Origin of the sequence: Bacillus sp. PS196 (genome assembly GCF_037963555.1) — a bacterium.
GTDB classification, from domain to species: Bacteria; Bacillota; Bacilli; order Bacillales; family Bacillaceae; genus Bacillus; species Bacillus subtilis.
The window spans coordinates 1,103,995-1,124,688 of sequence record NZ_CP150159.1 but is presented as its reverse complement, the minus strand read 5'-3'; the positions used below and the strand labels follow the sequence as shown (position 1 = coordinate 1,124,688).

At 46.0% G+C, this 20,694-nt stretch carries 12 protein-coding genes; 6 read left to right on the top strand and 6 right to left on the bottom strand.

Features of this window, described 5'->3' with window-relative positions; all coding sequences use genetic code 11:
* Positions 1-11: 11 nt before the first annotated feature.
* The 4 genes from sbcC to addB form a co-directional block, all read right to left on the bottom strand.
* Positions 12-3,404 carry an exonuclease subunit SbcC gene (sbcC, locus tag NST79_RS05830; RefSeq protein ID WP_212058971.1) on the bottom strand — a complete coding sequence of 1,131 codons (3,393 nt, stop codon included), beginning with the start codon at positions 3,402-3,404 and terminating at the stop codon, positions 12-14.
* On the bottom strand, positions 3,401-4,576 hold the full coding sequence (gene sbcD / locus NST79_RS05825; RefSeq protein WP_033883628.1) for an exonuclease subunit SbcD: 1,176 nt from the start codon (positions 4,574-4,576) through the stop codon (positions 3,401-3,403). The genes sbcC and sbcD overlap by 4 nt, the downstream gene beginning before the upstream one ends.
* A gap of 71 nt (positions 4,577-4,647) precedes the next feature.
* Positions 4,648-8,346, bottom strand: coding sequence for a helicase-exonuclease AddAB subunit AddA (gene addA / locus NST79_RS05820; RefSeq protein ID WP_181216954.1), 3,699 nt, complete (start codon positions 8,344-8,346; stop codon positions 4,648-4,650).
* Positions 8,333-11,833, bottom strand: coding sequence for a helicase-exonuclease AddAB subunit AddB (addB, locus tag NST79_RS05815; RefSeq protein ID WP_181216953.1), 3,501 nt, complete (start codon positions 11,831-11,833; stop codon positions 8,333-8,335). The genes addA and addB overlap by 14 nt, the downstream gene beginning before the upstream one ends.
* 183 nt (positions 11,834-12,016) lie before the next feature.
* Here addB and NST79_RS05810 point away from each other — a divergent pair, with 183 nt between their 5' ends.
* Complete coding sequence (locus NST79_RS05810) at positions 12,017-12,454, top strand: ferritin family protein (protein ID WP_029317584.1); 438 nt, start codon at positions 12,017-12,019, stop codon at positions 12,452-12,454.
* Between the two features lie 117 nt (positions 12,455-12,571).
* Positions 12,572-12,898: a four-helix bundle copper-binding protein gene (locus NST79_RS05805; protein ID WP_032728981.1), complete on the top strand. Its 327-nt coding sequence runs from the start codon at positions 12,572-12,574 to the stop codon at positions 12,896-12,898.
* A 29-nt stretch (positions 12,899-12,927) separates the two neighbouring features.
* On the opposite strand, the gene NST79_RS05800 is transcribed toward NST79_RS05805, so the two are convergent.
* Entirely contained in the window at positions 12,928-14,655 is a 1,728-nt protein-coding gene (locus NST79_RS05800; RefSeq protein ID WP_212058969.1) for an SgrR family transcriptional regulator, read from the bottom strand.
* Positions 14,656-14,768: 113 nt separating this feature from the next.
* Here NST79_RS05800 and NST79_RS05795 point away from each other — a divergent pair, with 113 nt between their 5' ends.
* Both NST79_RS05795 and NST79_RS05790 read left to right on the top strand, forming a co-directional pair.
* On the top strand, positions 14,769-15,974 hold the full coding sequence (locus tag NST79_RS05795) for an MFS transporter (RefSeq protein ID WP_181216951.1): 1,206 nt from the start codon (positions 14,769-14,771) through the stop codon (positions 15,972-15,974).
* Positions 15,975-16,080: 106 nt separating this feature from the next.
* The gene (locus NST79_RS05790; RefSeq protein WP_015383286.1) at positions 16,081-17,235 is read left to right on the top strand and encodes an AbrB family transcriptional regulator; all 1,155 of its coding nucleotides are present in this window, start codon (positions 16,081-16,083) and stop codon (positions 17,233-17,235) included.
* A 213-nt stretch (positions 17,236-17,448) separates the two neighbouring features.
* Here the strand turns inward: NST79_RS05790 and ntdR are convergent, their stop codons facing one another.
* Positions 17,449-18,438: an NTD biosynthesis operon transcriptional regulator NtdR gene (ntdR, locus tag NST79_RS05785; protein ID WP_029317580.1), complete on the bottom strand. Its 990-nt coding sequence runs from the start codon at positions 18,436-18,438 to the stop codon at positions 17,449-17,451.
* 103 nt (positions 18,439-18,541) lie between these two features.
* Between ntdR and ntdA the strand changes: the two genes are divergently transcribed.
* On the top strand, positions 18,542-19,867 hold the full coding sequence (ntdA, locus tag NST79_RS05780) for a 3-dehydro-glucose-6-phosphate--glutamate transaminase (RefSeq protein ID WP_029317579.1): 1,326 nt from the start codon (positions 18,542-18,544) through the stop codon (positions 19,865-19,867).
* A complete protein-coding gene (ntdB, locus tag NST79_RS05775) occupies positions 19,839-20,687 on the top strand; it encodes a kanosamine-6-phosphate phosphatase (protein WP_088325535.1) in 849 nt (282 codons plus the stop codon). Before ntdA ends, ntdB begins: the two co-directional genes overlap by 29 nt.
* Positions 20,688-20,694: the final 7 nt, after the last annotated feature.

The following is a 20,694-nucleotide window of genomic DNA, read 5'->3' as shown; positions in this document are numbered from 1 at the left end:
CCGCTCCTCCCTTACATCAACTCAAGTGATACCCGCGTACCGCGGCCGCTCGGTTCAGCCGGATGGACGATCAGCTTTTTCGGAAGCCGTGCACGCAGTTCCTGCACATGGCTGATGACACCGACAGCCAGATTGTCTGACTGAAGTTTTTCCAAGGCCGTTACAACCGTATCAAGCAGATCTTGATCCAGTGTGCCGAAGCCTTCATCTAAGAAAAAGAACTGCAGCGGGTATTCCCCCCGAAGCTGAATCTGAGCAGACAGCGCAAGAGCAAGTGAAAGCGAGGTGAGGAAGGTCTCTCCTCCAGACAAACTGGAAACCGGGCGTCGTACGCCTCCATTCGCGTCATCCCGCATCACGAAGCCGCCTTCTGAATCTACTTCGATGGCATAGCGCTGTCTTGTCAGCATACTGAGTCTTGCTGAGGCGTCCCTCGCAACGCTTTCAAGCTGCTCCTCAGCTAAAAATTCGACGAAGGTATTGCCTTTAAACACAGCTTGCAGCTTGTCCAGCCTGTCGATATGCGTCTGCCATTTTTTCAGTTCAGCTTCAATTTCATTAAACCGTTTATGATGGTCGCGAATGACAGCCAATGCTTTTGCTGCCGCGCCTTTTTCCTCTATAGCAGCGCCAAATGCGTCCTCAGCTTCTTGTAATGCTGCAACGGTTTCGTTCCATTCGCTCTCTGATAATGCTCTGCCGGCAAGTATCTCTGCTACTCGTTTTAAGTTTGCAGCATTTTGCTTCAGTTTATCCATAAACTGGTCTATGCCGGTTTTCATCTTTTCAAGTTCATCAGCTGGGATGAGACTTTGTTCAACCTCCTCAGTCCGGGTAATGGAGGTGTTTTTTGTATGCTCAAGCCAATCAGCTTTTGCTTTTTCCAATCTGCCCTTCGCCTCTTGAAGAGTGAGCTCGCTTGCAGAAGCGCGGCTTTTCGCTTGGTTGAGCTTCATTTGGGCGCTTTGCAGTTCTTCATATAAAGATTGTTCTTTTTCCTTTAACAGCTTTAGATCCTGCTGGACAGAGCGGAGTTTGATTTGAATCGAATCTCCTTTTGCATAATCTCCGAGTTCGTGCTCATAATCAGCTATCACGCTCTTGATGCGTTCAGCCGCATAATGAAGCTCCAGCTTTTCCCGTTCAAGCCGGTGTCCAGATTCCCGCAGTTTTTCCTTTTGTGCTTCATGCTCAGCAAGAAACGCGATACTCTTCTCAATTCGTTTTTCACATTCTTCTGCAGCCCGGTCCTTTTCTTCAATGGCTTGCTGCCATTTTTCTGCTTCGTCCACAGATTGATTCTGAAATGCTTCTTTAAACATGTTCAGACTGCTGTCCATTGAGGATTGAAGCTCGCTGATGATGCTTTCAATACGGTCAGCTTCTCTTTTTTCAAAACCGATTTTTTCATTAAGCTGCTCGGCCTTTTTTAAAGACTCCTGATAGGCGCCGATCATTTGTGCCATTCGTGTCTTAACAGAAAGAATGTCCTGCTTGATTCGTTTCCATTCAAATTTGGCAGTTTCAAATGCTTCATACACCGGCTGATTTTCGAAGGAAGCTGCCGCTTCAAGGTTCTGCGCTTGAATTGTCTGCAAAAACGGACACTGTTCAATAAAGCGCGCGGACTGTTCTTCAAGCGTAATTTTGGCTGAAAGAATCTCCTGGCTGAGAGCTGCAGCTTCCGTCAATAACACATCTGTCCGTTTGATGTCCTCTTCAAGATGGCTGTCGGCTTCATACGTTTCATGTACTGAGGCAGATGGATCATGATCGGTTGAACCGCATACCGGGCAAGGCTTTCCGGCAGTCAGCTTTTGGGCTAACTCTTTTGTCAGCAGTGCCACCCTTGCTTTTTCACGCTGTAAGTGAAGCGTGTGTTGACTCTTTCTAGCCTCTTCCGTCATATGTGTTAATGAGCGTTCCGTTTCGCACACCAAATGGTACACAGTTTGTACAGCCTCATATGCCTGAATGATGTTGTTTTCTTCCGCTTCCGTCTTTTGAACGAGTGTATTCTTCTCTTCATTCATCTTCTGCAGCACGAGGTTCAATTCTTCACTTCGTTTTTTCTCTTTTTTGATTTGCTCCTCGGTTTGTCTGATGCGCAATGCCATTTCTGCAGCCTGATGGCAGCTTTTTCGCTCATTGGATGTCACCTGCAGGGATTTGAGCTGCTGTTTCAATTCTGTCTGTCTGTTTTGCCCTCGTGTCAGGCGGTCTGTTACGGTCTCCAATTCATTCATGACAGATTGAAGAGCCTCTTCTTTCTGCCGGAGGTCAGCCTTTTTGCGCTCTTCCTCTTGCTTGGCCTCACTCAGTTTGATTTCGATTTCCTGCAAGCGTGAAAGCTGTTCCTGTTTGGCTAAAAGCTCAGGCTCTTTCTCGCTTTTATGCTGGCGCCACGCTTCATACTCTTCATGTTTTTGCTGAAAGAAAGCTGTCCGGTCTGCTAAATCCTTTTGGGCTAGCGTTTGTTCCTTTTCAGCTTGCTCCTCATGCTGGATCGCTTCTGCGTACCGGTCCGCATAGGGCTTAAGAGCTGCTGCTGTTTCTGCTTCCAGCAGGCGTTTTTGCATGCTGTCTATATGCGGCTGTTCTTCTGCGAGACGTTTTTCCTCTTCTTCATAAGCGGATTTTTCCTTTTGGACATTCCATATCTCCTGATGCTCTGTAAACCGCTCCTTCGCCTGATCACGGTTCTTCCTCATCGCTTCCAGCTGGGCTTCAGCTTGTTCGAGAGCCTTTTCAGCCTGCTCCACTGCCTCTGAGCTCGCCTCACCGAGACCGGACTGTTCAGCAAGCATTTCATTTTTTCTCGCATTGGCTTCCTGCGCCTGCCGTCTCAGCTTTTTCACAAGCCTGTCTCCATATTGCTCCAAATTAAATAAACGCTGAAGCATATGCCTGCGCTCTGCCCCTTTTAAAGACAGAAATTCAGCAAATTTCCCTTGGGGCAGCACCACCGCTCTCGTAAAATCGTCGATCGTCAGCCCTAAGAGCTCCTCAACTCTTTTATTCACTTCGCTGGCTTTATCAGCCAGCACCGTATGCTCGTCCTTGATTTCGATGAAGCGGCAAAGTGCCGTTTTTACCTTCATTTCATCCGTTCTCTTAAACACACGCTCGACTTTGTATGAGATTTGGTGATTCGTCTGAAGCGCAAAGGTAAAGGAAACAGACAGCGTATCTTCCGCCTGGTTTAAGATACCGTGCGTATTATTCGCCGCCCTTTCCACCTTTCCGTATAAAGCAAGCGTCATTGCGTCGAGAATAGAGGATTTACCGCTTCCTGTCGGGCCGAAAATGCCGAAAACACCGGCACCGGAAAGGCCTTCAAAATCTATCGTCTGCTCCTCTCTAAAGCTGTGGAGCCCCTTAATGCTTAAGGCGATCGGCTTCATTTCGCATCCTCCTCTTCAACGCCTGATGCAAGCTCTAAAAACAGCTTCACCGTTTCTTCATCCGGCACTGCACCGCCAGTTTGTTTTTCATAAAATTTCTTAAAGCGGTCCTCGATTGAGACATGTTTAACCTCGATCCGTTTCCGGTCTTTGTTCTGTTCTTCAAAAACCGGCCTGATATGGATAAAGCCCGGGTGCGCCTTCCGCAGCCTGTGAATCTCTTCAAGTGACAGCTGGTCCGCGACACGGATTTCCAGGTCAATCCAAGCATTCTGATCTCTGCCTTCATCCAGCCAGCTGTACACCTCACTCAATCCATTTGCCGCTTTCCACTTCACAAGTGGCTTGCCGCTTGATAATAACACCTCTTGCCAAGTGGCCTCTTCCCCAGGCTTTGCGTCCACAATCGTCACTGATTTTGCGTAGCCCGCTTCAGAAAAGCTGTAGGCGAGCGGAGATCCTGAATAACGCGCAAGCGTCCGCGCCCGCTTGATCGTTTGCGGGCGATGCAAATGGCCAAGCGCCACGTAAGCGGCATCTGCCGGCAGGCTTTCAGCAGCCACCGTGTATGCACCGCCGACTTCAATCGGCCGCTCTGAATCGGTTTGGTTTCCGCCTGCCACATAAATATGGCTGGCGGCAATCTTCACTGCATCGTTCCGGAACCGGCTTGTCATATGCTCAAACGCCTGCCTGATTTTCACATCATAGTGATCACGGAGCAGCTTTTCATCAAACGTATCGGATAGCACTTCATTTAACCGCGCTTCAGATGGGTACGCCAGCGCTCCAACCGCCAAAAGCTCTCCTGCTGAAGGCACTTCAATATGAATCGGCTCTGTTGTCGGATAACCGATTAAATGAATGCCGTTTTCATGTGTCAGCGGTGAAGCGGCGGACAAACGGTCAGGATTATCGTGGTTTCCGGCAATGACGACGATCGGGCGCTTTCCTCTGTCGCTAAGCGCAGACAGGCTTTCATAAAACAGCTGCTCGGCTAAAGCTGGCGGGTTTACGGTGTCAAATGCATCCCCCGCCATTACAATGGCATCGATCTGCTCATCCTTTACAATCGTATTCAATTCATCCAGCACATCGGCCTGCTCACTCAGCCTGCTTCTTCCTTCAAGCGTTTTTCCAAGATGCCAGTCAGCTGTATGTAATATCCGCAAATGCTTTCACCTCTCTTTTATATAGAAAACGAGATCCGCTCCGCCACAAATCCCGGAGCTTATGGATCTCGCTATAATGTCAGAATGTGCCCCCCGTCAAAGAAATAAAGCGCACATCCCTTTACCTTTGTTTTTGCAATTTGCTCCACTGCCTTCGTGTACAGCTGAATTTGCGTTTCATATCGTTTCTTCAAGATCGGGGCCGCTCCTTCAAATCCATGCTGGAATTTGCCCTCAATCCGGTCCGACTTATAATCCAATAGATATAATCCGTCCTCAGTTTCATAGAGACAGTCAATGATACCCTGCACTAAAAGCGGCTCATCTGCCTCCTGTGCATCAGGATAGATCTCCTTGGCCGGAAGCGCTAAGCTGAATGGTATTTCCCTGTCCTTCCACTTTGCGCCGATCAGCTGTCCGCCGATTTCTGTATGGAAAAATTGCACGATTTCTTCTATATCAATAGCGTCTTTTTGTTCTTCAGTGAGAAGCTCTTTTTCATAAAGCCTGTGAACCGTCTGCTCAGCTTCTTCTATCGACGGCACATGTGACAGCGGGATATGCTGCATAACCGTATGCATGGCAGTCCCTTTCTCTGCCGCTGTCAGGCCTTTTTTCATCATAAAAGCGGGACGTCTGTACAGAATGCTTCCATCAGCCGGTTTTACAGGGGCCCTGCCGCTGTATTCATCCTCGTACTCTCTTTTTCTTTTGATCTCAGAAACCGATTGCTTTGTCCGAATTTGCGTCACCTCGTGATGCGGGTATGTCCAGCTCAGCTGCTCGCGGACTTTTTCATCAAACGCAAACGAGCCGGGAACTGATTCACCTCGGCGGATCGCTTCTAGGCGCTCGCTTTTTTCTTCCATTCTTTCTTCCAGATCATCATCAAGCAAATCATAGGAATGGATCATTTGAACGGCAAAACGAGCCGGGTGATCTGAGATGTCAGCGTGTGCTGGCACACCAGCCAAATCCTCCAAGTCTCTGTGCCTGGCAAGAGCCGGCCCGATGAAATCTAGATACGTTTTCGCCTGATAGCGGTCAAATTCTGGCAGAAGCCAATCAGTTTGGGACGCGGATGCCTGCCATTTTGCAAGCTGTTTCTGATGATCCTTACATGAGCCAATCAGAAACAGCTTTTCCTTCGCTCTCGTTAATGCAACATAGAGAACACGCAATTCCTCTGACAGCAGCTCCCTGCGCATTTTTTTCTTCATCGCAATGAGCGGAAGCGTCGGATAGCTGATGCGTAATTGCGGATGAATATACTTCGTGCCAAATCCGAGCTCCTTATCCAGCAGGTACGATTTGTTCAAATCCATCATGTTGAAATTCCGGCCGAGACCTGCTGCAAACACGACTGGAAATTCGAGCCCTTTGCTGCTGTGAATCGTCATTAAGCGGACAACATCCTCCTGCTCGCTGAGCGCTCTCGCCGTACCAAGATCATCGCCCCGCTCCTGCATGCGTTCGATAAACCGCAGGAAACGGAACAAGCCGCGAAATGCCGTTGATTCATATTGACGCGCCCTGTCATAAAGAACACGCAAATTGGCCTGGCGCTGTTTTCCGCCCGGCATCCCGCCGACATAATCCATATATTTGGTGTCGCGGTACACTTCCCAAATCAGCTCAGATACTGAGTGGTTTTTCGAAAACGCGCGCCATTTTTGCAGATGTCCGTAAAACGTATTTAGCTTTTGATAAAGCTCATCGTTCCGGTCACCAGCAGCCAGGTAGTCTTTCATCGCCTCATAGTACGGCGCTTTTTTATTTTCAAGCCGGATCAAAGACAGCTCGTTTTCATCTGCTCCGACAATCGGTGAGCGCAGCACAGAGGCAAGCGGTATATCCTGATACGGATTATCAATCACCTTCAGCACAGAAAGCGCGACGGCGACTTCGACCGCTTCAAAATAGCCTGACGTTAAATTGGCGTAAACCGGTATGCCCTGTGCTCTCAGCTCCTCCATGATTTGCGGAGCCCACGGCATCGAACGGAGCAAAATCACGATATCCCGGTATTGAATATTGCGATGTGTTTTCGTTTTTCCGTCATACACCTTAAATGGCGATGAAATCAGCTTGCGAATTTCCTTAGCGATGGCCTTGGCCTCGAACTGCACGGTTTCAAGCTCTTCTGCTTCCTCGCTTGCATCCGTATCTTCTGCGTTGTCGATCAGCAGCAGCTCTGTTTCCGTCTCGTCATTGTCCGGATACGCTGCACCAAGCTTCAGCTCAGCCTGCTCGTCATAATCGACCTCACCGATTTTGCCACCCATCAGCTGTTTAAATAAAAAGTTTGTGCTGTCTAAAATATCAGCCCGGCTTCGGAAATTTTTATTTAAATCGATTTTCCGCCCCGTGCCTTCTCCGCTCTCTGTAAACCGTTTGTATTTAGAGAGGAAAAGAAGCGGCTCCGCAAGCCTGAATCGATAAATCGACTGTTTGACATCTCCTACCATAAACAGGTTACCAGTCTCCTCCGGCCCGCTTGTGACAAGCTGCAGAATCGATTCCTGCACGAGGTTGGTATCCTGATATTCGTCAACGAGCACCTCATGAAACTGTTCCTGATAAAACCTTGCAGCCTCGCTCGGCCCACGTTCACCTTTGTCATTCTCAGCTGTCAAAATCGCTAAACAGTAATGCTCCAAATCAGAAAAATCGATGATTGATTTTTCCTGTTTCGCAGCTTCGAATCGTTTTCCATAGCTGATGACAAGCTGTACGAGCGTTTCAATGACAGGCTTCATCTCGGCTAGGCTTTTCAAGTGCTGTTCAGGACTTCGCGTGAAGTAGTCGGTTTTGAGCTTTTCAAGCAGTTTTTTTGCGCCGTTTCTCAAATCTGTCGCCTCATCAAGGAGCGCTGGATCGAACTCATCCCCTTTTACTGCTTTGGCACGCTTAAAAGAGACGGCGGGCACCCGCTTATATAGTTCACTGAAATCGTCCTGATGCTGAATCAGTTCATCAATCTTAGCAAGATCATCAAGAAAATTGTCAGTACGCGGCGCCGGGCCGCCCGGCGCTTTCGTCAGCTCAAGCGCGCGCAAGAGCTTTTCCTTCGCCCCGTTAAGCACCATTGCAATATCTTCTTTGACATATTGATAAAACGGCAGCTCCTCGATGGCGTTCTTTTCTGATACATTATACAAATGAACAAAGCTTTCCAGCCACGCCTCCGGGTTGGGATGGGATCGGGAATACTCGTACACCTGTTTAACGAGAAATTGCAGATCCAGATCATGCCGGTCTGTCGTATAGCGGTCAACAAGCTCAAAAAACGCCTTTTCACCCTTTGCGTATTCGTCTTCAAACAGCTCGTCAAGCACTTCATCCCCGAGCAGCTCGCCTTCCGTCTGATCAGCTATCCGAAAGCCCGGATCAAGATCGATCAAGTAGTAATATTTCTTCAGCACTTGCAGGCAAAAGGAATGGAGCGTCGAAATGCTGGCCCGGTTTAAAAGAGACAGCTGGCGTCTAATATGCAGCGAGCCGGGGCGCTGTACAAGCTCTTTTTCCAAGGCTTCTGCGATTCGGTGCTTCATCTCTGCCGCTGAGGCGTTTGTAAATGTCACAACGAGAAGACGGTCTACATCTATTGGGTTTTCCTCCGCGGTGATTTTCCGAATCATTCGTTCAACGAGCACAGCGGTTTTACCAGAGCCCGCAGCCGCTGCCACAAGAATATCCTGGCCGGTTGAAACAATGGCATTCCATTGGTCATTTGTCCATGTGCTGTCTGCCGGTTTAGGAATGTTCATTGCCATCCGCCTCCTTTTTTATCCACTCAAGTATTGTCTTGTCCTTTTCAGCCTTTAATGGGCGATACTCGTTTTCTTCCAGTGATTCATCAAATTGGCATACTGATTTGAACGCACAGTATGTGCACGGCGTCTTGTTCTTCATTTTGTACGGCTCAATGGATACGCGTCCGTCGGTGATTTGTTCGCCCGCTTCCTGGAAGGTGCGGCGCACATGCTTTGTCAAAAGATCAAATTCCTTTTCACCGACTGCTGCCGAGTCTGATCTAAGAGATCCGTCTTTTTTCAAGCCGGCGTTTATGATATTTGACCGTCCCTCTTGAAGGGTTGTATCCATGAGGCGAACCACTTCCTGATCACCGAGGAGCAAGCCCTTCATTTTAAATTTCTTAAAGATCTCCTGTTCAATCTCGTCAAGCCCAAGCGGGAGATTAGATTGAATCATCGGGTCATGAATGTGGAAATACAGCACTCCGGCAGGCGTCGCCCTCATCCCGAGCCAGTCAGCTGAATGTGTAATCGATAAATCAAGGTACGTCAGCATTTGCAGTGCCAATCCGTAATATACTTCCGCTAAGTCAAGGCCTTTGTCGCTTGATTTATAATCGACAATCCTGAGGAGCAGGCCTTTTGAGCTTTCAGCCTTATCAACACGGTCAATTCGCCCGACGAGTTCCATCGTACAGCCGTTTTTCAGTTGAAAGGTCAGCGGCGGAAGCGGCCCTTTTCCTCCAAAGCCCAGTTCAAGCCCGATCGGTACGAATCCGCTCGCTTTCGCATGCTCGCTTAAAATGCCGGATACACGTGTCACAATTTTTTGCAGTTTTTCTTTCACATAATAATGCCGGTTTGAGCTGAGCAGGATTTCCTTTTGCAGTTTCGGTGCCAGCCGTTCTACCGCATCATAGGAAAACAGCTCGCACTGCTCCTTCGTTAAATCGCGCCAATCCAGCTTTTGCTCACGCAGCCTGTCCGAAATCAGCTTTAAGCTGGAATGAAACAGCTGGCCGATATCCGGTGCTTCAAGCTTGAAGAATTGCCGTTCCTTCAAATGCAGCCCGTGTGACGCAAAATGGGAAAACGGGCATGCGTTAAAGGTTTCCATTCTCGATACACTGCCCTGAATGCGTTCACCATAGAGCTGTCTCGACACGCTGCGTTCAAGCTGCTTCACTTCATTCCGGAAAAACAGGCTTGAGAACAGCTTTTTCGATTGCAGCCTGTCCTGCTCACTCATCAGCACATTGTACGTGCTCCACCAGACGTCGCTGATGTCGTATTCCCGAGTCCATAACCTGAGCTGGCTCGCGGTAAAGGACTGTGCCACGCTTTTATTCACAACATACATCAGCTGTTCCTCATCGCTGACCTGTTCAGGTTCATTTGTTAACAGGCGCTCCATATGATGCGGAAACAGTTCTTCCAGCCGCTTAACGATCATCGACGGCAAAAGCGTTTTTCCTTCCGCATCAGCAATCGGATACGATACGTAAAGCCGGTCAGACGGACTTGAAAACGCCATGTAGATGAGGAAGTGCTCATCAAGCAAACGCTCTCGTCCGCCTGAGGATAGCTCAACCCCAATCGTTTTCAGCCATTCCCGGTCGTCATCCGACAGGACCCCGTTTTCATCAGGGCGTGCCGGCAGAACGCCGTCGTTTGCCCCGAGCACAAAGGTGCAGGAGGTGCCATACATTCTGGACAAATCCATATTGCCGACAAACACCTGGTCAAGCGCAGGCGGAATAAGAGAAAATGTAAGCGACTCCGCGCCGGCTTCTATCATTTGCTGAAACAAATCAAGAGAAATCTCATCATCTCCCATCATTTCAACAAACTCCTCAAGCAGCTGAATAACTGCGTCCCACGCCTGCTGATGCTGCTGCGCTTCAATGATTCTGCCGTCATCCTCAGCACGCTGCCTTTCCTGATCCAGCTTCAGCGGCACATCTGTCTCTTCTAAATAACGATAGAGCGCCTCTGCCTTCTCTTGAACCGTCTTCGCTTTTTTCATGCGTTTTTGAAGCTGAAAAAGCGGCGGAACAATCCAATCGCGGGTGTCATTCAACATGTTTTCCATTTCGATTTCCTGATCAGTCTGTGCAAAATCATCATCCAATGACACAAAACGCCTGTATTGGAAACGATCGCCCTTTGTCCAGCGGTCGCCTTTAATACCATAGGCGATACAGTAATTTTCGAGCTGATCGACCTGTTCTCTCACTTTGGCCTTCGGTTCATTGAGTGGGAATAGCAGTTCGGTTTTCACGCAGCGAAACACCGCTTCATAACGCCAATTCCCTTTCAGAACATCAAGGCTTGACCGGATAAATTCAATTAACGGATGGTTCAGCATAGATGCTTTTCCGTCAATGAAATAAGGAATCTCGTAATCTGCGAAAACTTCCTTCACCATATCCTTGTAGTCTTCCGGCTGGCGCGCAAGAATTGCTACATCCTTATAGCGATATCCCTTCTCTCTGACTAGGGCGTGAATTTCCCGAGCAATGCCTTCCAGCTCAGCTCGTCTGTTTGCGGCCTGCATCACAGTAAGGGCTTCTTGTTTTTCTGAGTATGGAATGGCCGGACGCGCTTCATACTGTGCCTCTAGATGCGCCAATTCCGGCGTCTTTGTATGCCGCTCAGTCCCGCTCAGCTCTTTATACGTAATGTCCAAATTCAGTTCCTTCGCCTTCTGATGCAGGCGGTAATAGGTTTTCCCCGTCATTCTGAACAATTCCAGTTCATGCGGCTCCCGCTCATATGACGGCTTGTCCGCTGTGAGCGAAAACGTGATATGCTCCGCATGAACCATAAGCTGCTCCAACACCCTGAATTCCTGCGGGGTAAACTGATAAAAGCCATCCACATAGATATGGGCGCCTTTTATATCTTCCGCAAGCGGGATATGCTCTGCCAGCAATGTCAAATAATCCTCAGAGTGAAGATATTGATCTGCGAGGCTTTTTTCCATTTGCTGATACAGAATTGATAAGTCATGGAGCTTTTCAGATAAAACACGTTCTCCGCGATACTCGGAAGCCGTTCCGCTTTCCGCCATCCGGCGGATATCCTCCGGTTCCAGACAATAGCGCTTAAACTCTGTCAGCATCCGCTCAACCTGTGCGGTAAACCCGCTTTTGTCACTCGCTTTTTGATAGACTTTGAACTCCTGTTTATGCTCCTCTATGAGCTTCCGCAGGAGCATTTGTACGCCGGTGCTCGTCAGAAACGGCCTGCTCATTCCTCCCGTATGCTGGAGGATGCGCCAGGCCAATCGTGAAAAACTGAACACTTGAGCGCGTATCATCCCGCCCATATCTGGCGTTTTAGCAAGCTCGTATTCCATTAAAAACGTCATTTGATCCGGGACTAGAAAAATGATCGGCTTCCCGAATGGAGCCCGGCGCAATTCATCCTGAATGCTGTCGATGATCAGCTTTGTTTTTCCACTCCCGGACCTGCCTACTAAAAACTCTGCTCCCAAATTAGAAGACCCCTCTCTTTTTATCTCTATATATTTTATCGAATGTTGACGAAAATGACCAATCTGATCTATTGGTAAAAACGGCCTTTTCACATATAAAAAGCTGATTATCTCCGCACATCTCTCCCTGCCCAACATATACTTTTACAGAAGCCCAATTCCTAAGAATGGAGTTGAATCCCCTTGCATTACAGCTACTATCCCTATCCGGTGCCATACAGGGAAGATCCTGGTTTGATTCGGAATTTGCAGAAGGCCATCAACGGAGAATTCAGTGCCATTCAATGTTACCGCAAGCTTGCCGAACTCGCCCACAGCGATGAGGTCAGAAAACAGATTGAAGAAATCAGGCGTGACGAGATTCGCCACCTCCGTGAATTTTCCACACTGTATGGTTCAATTACCGGCAAACACATCATGCCGAAACAAACGGAAGAATGCCCGGACAATTTCACAAGAGGACTGGATGCCGCTTTTAAAGATGAACAAGAAACCGTCGACTTTTACTTGCGTGCGGCCGAGGAAACGTCAAACTTAAAAGCGAAAGGCGTCTTTACGCGCGCAGCACGTGATGAACAAAATCACGCTGTCTGGTTCCTATACTATCTGATGGAACGTTAGATATACCCGTTCAGGGTATATGTACATATCCCCTTAGCTAAAAACACACTCCCCTGTTTTTTTCAAATGCAGCCGGGAAACATAAAACCATATACTGTCATACAGGGGGAATCCACCATGGAGCAATATTCTGAAGCTTGTATTGAGGCTTGCATCGATTGTATGAAGGCTTGCAATCATTGTTTCACTAAATGCTTGGAAGAAAGCGTGCAGCATCATCTCAGCGGCTGCATCCGGCTTGACAGGGAATGCGCGGATATTTGCGCGCTGGCGGTCAAAGCCATGCAAACGGACAGCCCGTTTATGAAAGAAATTTGTGCACTTTGCGCCGATATTTGTGAAGCATGCGGCACTGAATGCGGAAAGCACGATCATGATCATTGCCAAGCATGTGCGAAAGCCTGCTTCGCCTGTGCTGAACAATGCCGCAGCTTGGCAGTTTAAAAAAGAGGGTTCAAAAAAGAACCCTCTTTTTATTTGGACAGCCATACGGAGTACAAATCAATCCATCCCTCTTCATCAAGCACCAGGCCTTTTACATTTTTACTTGATGTCACCTGGAGCACATTTTGATACAGCGGGATCGCATTCAGCTCCTGTATCATCTGCCGGTCAATGTCACGCAGGATGTTGATTCTTGAACAGCGGTCAGGCATGGAAAACATCTGCTCTGTCATTCCTGAGCATATCTGTGTCAGCTTTTCAGATAGATGCTGATACAAGAAACTGTTCTCCGACAGCAGCAAATGCAGAAAACCAAACTCGCTGTCTTGATAAAACGTCGCACTGTCATGAATGATATCCGCCATCTGCACGATTTCCGGCCGTCGCAGATCAGCAGCATCACAGAATTGAAGTGTAAGCCTGATACCGTGCTGGGCGCAAATATTTTGAATCCATTCGGCGTCCTCACGATGATCCGTTTCCGAAAAGGTATAAAGCACGATTGTTTCGCCCTCGTATCCGCTTTTCTTCAACAATTCAGATGGCGAAACGCCCTCCCACTCAAAAGAACTCGGATGCAAAAAGGACGTAACCGGGATTCTTCGGTGCCCTCCCGCTTCACGAACGAGCCGTTCAGAGGAAATCAGCAGCCGGAGCGCTTTTCTAAAGCTTCGGTGCTGAAGAGGCCCCTTCTTTTTCAGATTAAGCGACAAATACTGAACATGCCGCTCATCAAAAACAGTTTGCTGCTCAGGACTTGTTTGTTTTTCTTGAATGGTAAAACCGTTCATCTCTCCGGCTTGCTCAGAAAAAACAAACTCAACGCGATCCAAATAGGGGCGTCCCTTGAAGTAGCGCTCATTGGCTTCAAGCACAAGCATCCCGCTGTGTTGCTGATTCACCTGAAAAGGCCCTGTTCCATTTTTCCCGCCGCCCTGTTCTGCCGGCAGTATGGACAGCCGTTCATCACAAAGAGCATACGGCAAAAGCGCATTCGGCTTATCGAGTATGAGTTCCACACAATAAGGGCCCTTTTCTAAGACTTGTTTCACTCCGTGCAGAAGCCATTTATACGGGTTGTCAGCCAGTTCCAAAAAGCGTTGAAACGTAAACGCAACGTCCCGCGATGTCAGCGGCTGTCCATTATGAAATAACACACCTTTTCGAAGAAAAAATCTCCATTGTTTTTTTCCGACCTCTTCCCATCCATGAACCAAATGAGGCTTTGGCTCCTGCATATCCGAATCAAACGTGAAGAGTGTATCAAATATCTGTTTGACGAAATGGCCCTCAGACCGCAAAAATATTTGGCATGGATCCAAACTGCTGACAGATTCAGGCGTGATGAACAGCCGCAGGACATCCTTCGCCCCATTCTCGCCTGTCTCCGTCACAAATCCGAATACCTCTGAAAGCCACATGTTATATTCGTTTTGAAGCCCTGGAAACGCGGACTGATACTGCTGAAGCAGCTCCTTTGCCTTTTTAAGCTTTCCTGACATGGTATATTCCTTTGCAGTTTGAAGAAGCAGTTCCTCAGGCCTCCGAAGAAACGCGATTTTAGATTTGCGGCCGCGCCCCGCCCCGCTTTCCCGGATAATCCAATTGCTGTTCTCCAGCTTATGTAAAATGAGCTTTGCATTTCTTTCTGTACAAAATAAACAGTCGGCAATCTCAGTAAGCGTCATTTCGTTCATTTGCCCATACTCGGCGCAGCCTGTTTTTACAAGCGCCACGTAGTGCTCTATCAGCTTCAATCCCCGCACCTCCCGACAAAAGGGGAACTTTTATCTCTTCTTTTCTTCACTTTTTGGGCTGCCGCCCCTTCTATACACTACTACTATATCAAACAGCGAAAGGCGGCGATCACATGTTGACCAGTTTTCACTCTATAAAATCGAGATATACCGCTCCCGTTCGGCTCCGCTTTTTCGGCGAATTGCTGACAAGCCTGACAGGTGCAATGATGGGACCTTTTATGGTGCTGTATCTGCATGAACAATTAAACGGCAGTATCATGATGCCAATGCTGATCATCAGCCTTCAGCCATTTGCTGATATTTTCCTGACGCTCGCTGCAGGAAAGGCGGCGGACCGGATTGGGCGGCGCACAGCGATTTTGACCGCATTGCTTCTTCAATCAGCGGCAATGACAGGGTTTGTATTTGCTGAGCATGCGTATGTTTTCGCTATTCTCTATGTCATGAATGGCATCGGAAGATCGTTGTACATTCCCGCTTCCCGCGCCCAAATCGCCGAAAGCACGCCGGAAAGCAGACGTTCGGAAGTGTTTGCGGTCATCAATGCGATCTATTCGGCGGGACTGACGGCAGGGCCGCTAGTGGGGATGCTGCTGTACAATCATAACCCCGTGTGGATATTCGCATTAGATGCCGCAGCATTGTTTATCTACTTTCTGATCGCTGCACTGAAACTGCCTGAGACAAAGCCGCTACACCCAGCTGTTACCCCGAAAATGTCCGCGAGCTTTACGATATACAGGCCTGTCCTGCTTCTTTTGCTGCTTTCTCTCCCCATCAGCATGTTATATGCACAAACAGAAACAACATACAGGCTGTTCAGCAAAAACATGTTTTCTGATTATCTGTCCATGCTGACCATCTATTCAGCAGCAAAAGCTTTATTCAGCTGTGTTCTCCAAGTACCTCTTGTCAAAGGGACCGAAAAGCTTTCAATGAAAACGATCCTCTTCATTACTTATATTTGCTACTCCCTTGCGGCTGCCGGTTTTGCATGCTCAACCTCCCTGATAATGCTTTTAGTGACGGCAGCGGTGATGACGGTTGGCGAAAGCATCGGGCTAACCCATATCCAGACCTTCATATCAAAATTGGCGCCGCCTCATTTGCTGGGCCGGTTTTATGCTGTCTATGGTCTGCATTGGGATATATCCCGCTCAATCGGACCGCTGGCAGGCGGGCTGATCCTGACATCATTTGGCGGAGAAGTGATTTTTTACGCTCTTGCCGTGTGTCTGCTGACAGCGGGTTTATCTCTAACTTACACAATAGAGAAGCTCGAACACAAGGTCATAAGAAAAGTGAATCGCTTATAGAAAATAATTCATAATTTCTTTATCAACAAAAATATACTATAGTAATAAATACATTCACTACGTGAACAATTGGAGTGTTACGTGAAAAAGGAAGAAGGGTTTTACATTGAAGAAAGACGAAAATCTCCTCAAAGATCTATGGTTTATCGCAATCAGTGCAGCCGGGGGGTTTATTCTTTCATTAACCGGAATATCAATTGGATGGATGATCGGAACACTGATTGTCGCCTGCTGCCTCGCCATGATACGGCCGGCATGGCTGATGATGGCACCAGACCAAAAAGGAATTAACCGACGATGGCTCGCCCTCGGGCAGATGATCCTCGGCATCGAATTGGGCCAAAAGCTGAATTTATCCGTTCTCTCTGTTCTCAAAGACCATTGGTTTTCAGTCGGCGTTATGCTGATATTGTCTATCCTGCTGGCCATGCTGTCAGGATATGTGCTTTGGCGTTTCAGCAAAACGGATATGATGACTAGCTTTGTCGGCACCGCTCCCGGCGGGCTTTCCGCCATGCCGAGCATCGCACAGGAAGTAGGCGCCAATACCGCTATAGTCAGCCTCGTTCAAATGATGCGTGTGCTGCTCGTGGTGCTTTCCATTCCGTTTTTAGTCATTCTGATCTATACAAAACAAGATCGTACCGCAAGTGCCGCAGCAGAGACAATTTCTTCTGCAACGACAGATTTTAGGCTCGCTCCCGTTTTGTGGACCGTCATTCTTATTCTCGCTGCCTGGGGAGCTTGCAAAGCTGCGAAATTTTTAAAATTTCCAGCTCCATGGCTGCTCGGCAGCATGCTCGGTGTAGCAATTGTACATGTTGGCGGAGCTGCGGTGACAGGGCACGACATGACGGCATGGTGGCCGTCACAAGCTAACCATGTATCACAAGTATTTCTCGGGGCAACGATCGGCTCTAAGATGTACAAAAGCATGTTTGCCGGCGTCACCCGTATTATCATCGTCGGGTTTGTCTCGTCCGTCGGTTTAATCGCAGCAATGTTTTTGAGCGCCGTGATCGTTTCCGAGCTGACAGGAATTTCGCTCATCACTTCTGTTCTGGCATTTGCGCCCGGCGGGATTGCAGAGATGGCGACGACGTCTGTTACCTTACATGCTGATTCCACCTTTGTCGTTGCGGTTCAGGTCATTCGCGTCATTCTGGTTATTGCCCTGCTGCCGCCGTTTTATCGCCTGCTTCACCATCTTCATGGTGAAAAAAAAGACAAAAAGAGCTCAATCAGCGGCAGTAATGCCTAGTTGAAAAAAGGGTTCAAGAACTTTTAATTCGCAAACCATCGAGATGGGGAAATATAAGCGGATATTTCGTTGTTAATGGATCAGATTTGAAGTGAGTGCTGCCAGAGGGTGAAATGAAAGAAATAATTGACGACTTACGATTGAAAAAGAGGTTAAAATGAATAACCTCTTTTTCTTATATAAAGATATAAAATGTTAAAGGGAAATCTATCGTTACGTTGATTCTCTTATAATAAGCTTTGTTGGCAGTTTAATAATTCTTCTGTTTAAAGAGGCATTACCCGAAATGGACTCGATGATTTTCAACACAGCCTGTTGGCCTAATTCTATTACGGGGATATCAATTGTTGTTATGGTCGGAGTAACGACTTGGCAGATCAATTGGTTGTCAAAACCAATTACAGCTAAGTCTTCTGGAACTTTAAAGCCATTTTTCATCGCCTGTTTAATAATCCCTGCGGCGACTTGATCATTTCCTGTAAATATTGCTGAGGGTCTGTCCTTTAGATCCTTTATCTTATGAAAAACACGAAAGCCATCCTCGATATTAAACATTTCGCCGAATATCCATTCGCTTCTATGATGTAAATTGTAATCTTGTAAAGCTTTCAAGTAACCCTCTTTCCTCTGACATTGAGCTTCGCTATATGGAGTATCAAAACAAAACCCAATTTTTTCATGCCCTCTTTCAATTAAATGTACTACCCCCATGTATGCGGCTTCAAATTCATCATACCCAATTATCGTGATGTCCGCTGAGTGATGATATTCATTACATAATAAGATAGGACCATACTTTAAGAAAGGGGATATCTGATCCCATTCATTTTCTAAAGTTCCAAGAATAATGCCATCCACTTCTTTATGTTTCAATAACTCTAATAATTCTAGCTCCGTCTGTTTGTCATAAAAGGTCTGAAATACAATTACCTTGTAATTCTTAAACAGTGCTTCATGAGAGACCCCTTTTATTAATTGAGCAAAAAATGGATGGTCGATACTCGGAACCGATAAAGCTATCGTTTGAGTCTTATTTCTCCTAAAATTCCGAGCTAAATAATTGGGAGTGTAGTCAAGTTCGTTAATTGCCTTTAAGATCATATCTCTTTTTTCTTTCGACACATACGGATGATTATTCAATACTCTTGACACTGTGGTTTTAGACACATTGCATAATTTTGCTATTTCATCAATTGTAGGCATATTTTCCCTTCCTTAAAAAAGTTGTTGACATGTTACCGATTTCAGAAATTAGGATAAATTTGTAATAAATTTTTAGATTATAAAATCATTGGAGGTACTGTTCATGCAAAAACAGGTTAAGATTTCAGGTAAAAGCAAAGAAAACATGTCACTATTAAAACACTTAAAAGGTGACGTACAAGGAAAAGAACTTGTTATTGAAGACAGTATTGTAAACGAGCGGTGGAAACAAGTATTAAAAGAAAAGATAGATATTGAACATGACCTTTTCAACTATCAAAAAAATCGTGAAATCAGTAAAGTCCCTTTTTTGCCTGTAGACAGATTAATAACCAATGATGAAGTGGAAGATATCTTAAATACATTAACTGAAGTTTTGCCAACTGGAAAATTTACGAGTGGCCCCTATTTAGAGCAATTCGAAAAAGTTTTATCTACATATTTACATAAAAGGTATGTAATTGCAACCAGCAGTGGAACCGATGCTATTATGATAGGTTTATTGGCTTTAGGGTTAAACCCAGGGGATGAAGTTATCATGCCGGCTAATAGCTTTTCAGCTACTGAAAATGCTGTGTTAGCTTTGGGAGGCGTTCCTATCTATGTAGATATTAACCCACAAACATTCTGCATCGATCCTGACAAAATTGAAGAAGCAATAACTCCTTATACAAAGTTTATTCTACCTGTGCATTTATACGGAAAACATTCAGACATGCAGCATATCCGTCAAATCGCAAATCGTTATAAATTAAAAGTAATTGAAGATGCCTGCCAAGGAATTGGACTGACAGACTTAGGAAAGTATGCAGACATCACTACATTAAGTTTTAATCCCTATAAGAATTTGGGTGTATGTGGCAAGGCTGGGGCAATAGCAACTGATAATGAAGAACTCGCTAAAAAATGCATTCAATTTAGTTATCACGGTTTTGAAGTAAATGTAAAAAATAAGAAAGTCATCAATTTTGGATTTAATTCAAAAATGGACAATTTACAGGCAGCAATTGGTTTAGAGAGAATGAAGTATCTTTCATTAAACAACTTCAAAAGACTGTTCTTGGCGGATAGATACATTACCCAATTAGCAGAGTTGCAGAATAAAGGCTATATTGAATTACCAGAATTAAGTGAAGATCATGTATGGCATCTGTTTCCTATTAAGGTAAGAACAGAAGATAGAGCAGATATCATGACTAAATTAAATGAAGATTTTGGTGTTCAAACAGATGTATATTATCCAATACTGTCTCATATGCAAAAAACTCCTTTAGTACAGGACAAGTATGCAGGACTCCAATTGGTTCATACGGAAAAGGCTCATAGTCAGGTACTGCATTTGCCTTTATATCCGTCATTTACTTTAGAAGAACAAGACAGAGTAATGGAGGGACTGTTTCATGTTATTAAGCAAGAAATCGGAGTATAAAACGTTATCCACGGTTGAACATCCTCAGTATATTGTTTTTTGTGATTTTGATGAAACGTATTTTCCGCATACAATCGACGAACAAAAACAACAAGACATTTATGAACTCGAAGACTATCTAGAACAAAAAAGTAAAGATGGGGAACTAATAATCGGATGGGTTACTGGGAGCAGTATAGAATCTATTATCGATAAAATGGGACGAGGAAAATTTAGATATTTTCCGCATTTTATAGCTAGTGATCTTGGAACTGAAATTACGTACTTTTCAGAGCATAACTTCGGTCAGCAAGATAACAAGTGGAACAGTCGCATAAATGAAGGGTTTAGTAAAGAAAAGGTTGAAAAACTTGTGAAACAGCTGCATGAAAATCATAACATTCTTTTGAATCCTCAAACTCAATTAGGAAAGTCACGGTATAAGCATAACTTCTACTATCAGGAACAAGATGAAATAAACGACAAGAAAAACCTATTAGCAATTGAAAAAATCTGCGAGGAATATGGCGTTTCAGTAAATATAAATCGGTGTAATCCCTTAGCAGGCGATCCAGAAGACAGCTATGATGTAGATTTTATCCCCGTAGGGACAGGAAAGAATGAAATTGTAACGTTTATGTTAGAGAAATACAACCTAAATACCGAAAGAGCTATCGCATTTGGGGATAGTGGAAATGATGTTCGTATGTTACAGACAGTAGGGAATGGATATCTGCTAAAAAATGCAACACAGGAAGCCAAAAACTTGCACAACCTTATAACTGATAGTGAGTACTCAAAAGGAATTACTAATACCTTAAAAAAATTAATTGGATCATGAGGAGGAA

Bases quoted from the DNA above. Each gene is read 5' to 3' on its own strand.
- addA (WP_181216954.1), bottom strand. From the start codon at position 8,346: ATGAACATTCCTAAACCGGCAGACAGCACATGGACAAATGACCAATGG.
- NST79_RS05805 (WP_032728981.1), top strand. From the start codon at position 12,572: ATGGAGCAATATTCTGAAGCTTGTATTGAGGCTTGCATCGATTGTATG.
- sbcC (WP_212058971.1), bottom strand. From the start codon at position 3,404: ATGAAGCCGATCGCCTTAAGCATTAAGGGGCTCCACAGCTTTAGAGAG.
- ntdR (WP_029317580.1), bottom strand. From the start codon at position 18,438: ATGCCTACAATTGATGAAATAGCAAAATTATGCAATGTGTCTAAAACC.
- ntdA (WP_029317579.1), top strand. From the start codon at position 18,542: ATGCAAAAACAGGTTAAGATTTCAGGTAAAAGCAAAGAAAACATGTCA.
- ntdB (WP_088325535.1), top strand. From the start codon at position 19,839: ATGTTATTAAGCAAGAAATCGGAGTATAAAACGTTATCCACGGTTGAA.
- NST79_RS05795 (WP_181216951.1), top strand. From the start codon at position 14,769: ATGTTGACCAGTTTTCACTCTATAAAATCGAGATATACCGCTCCCGTT.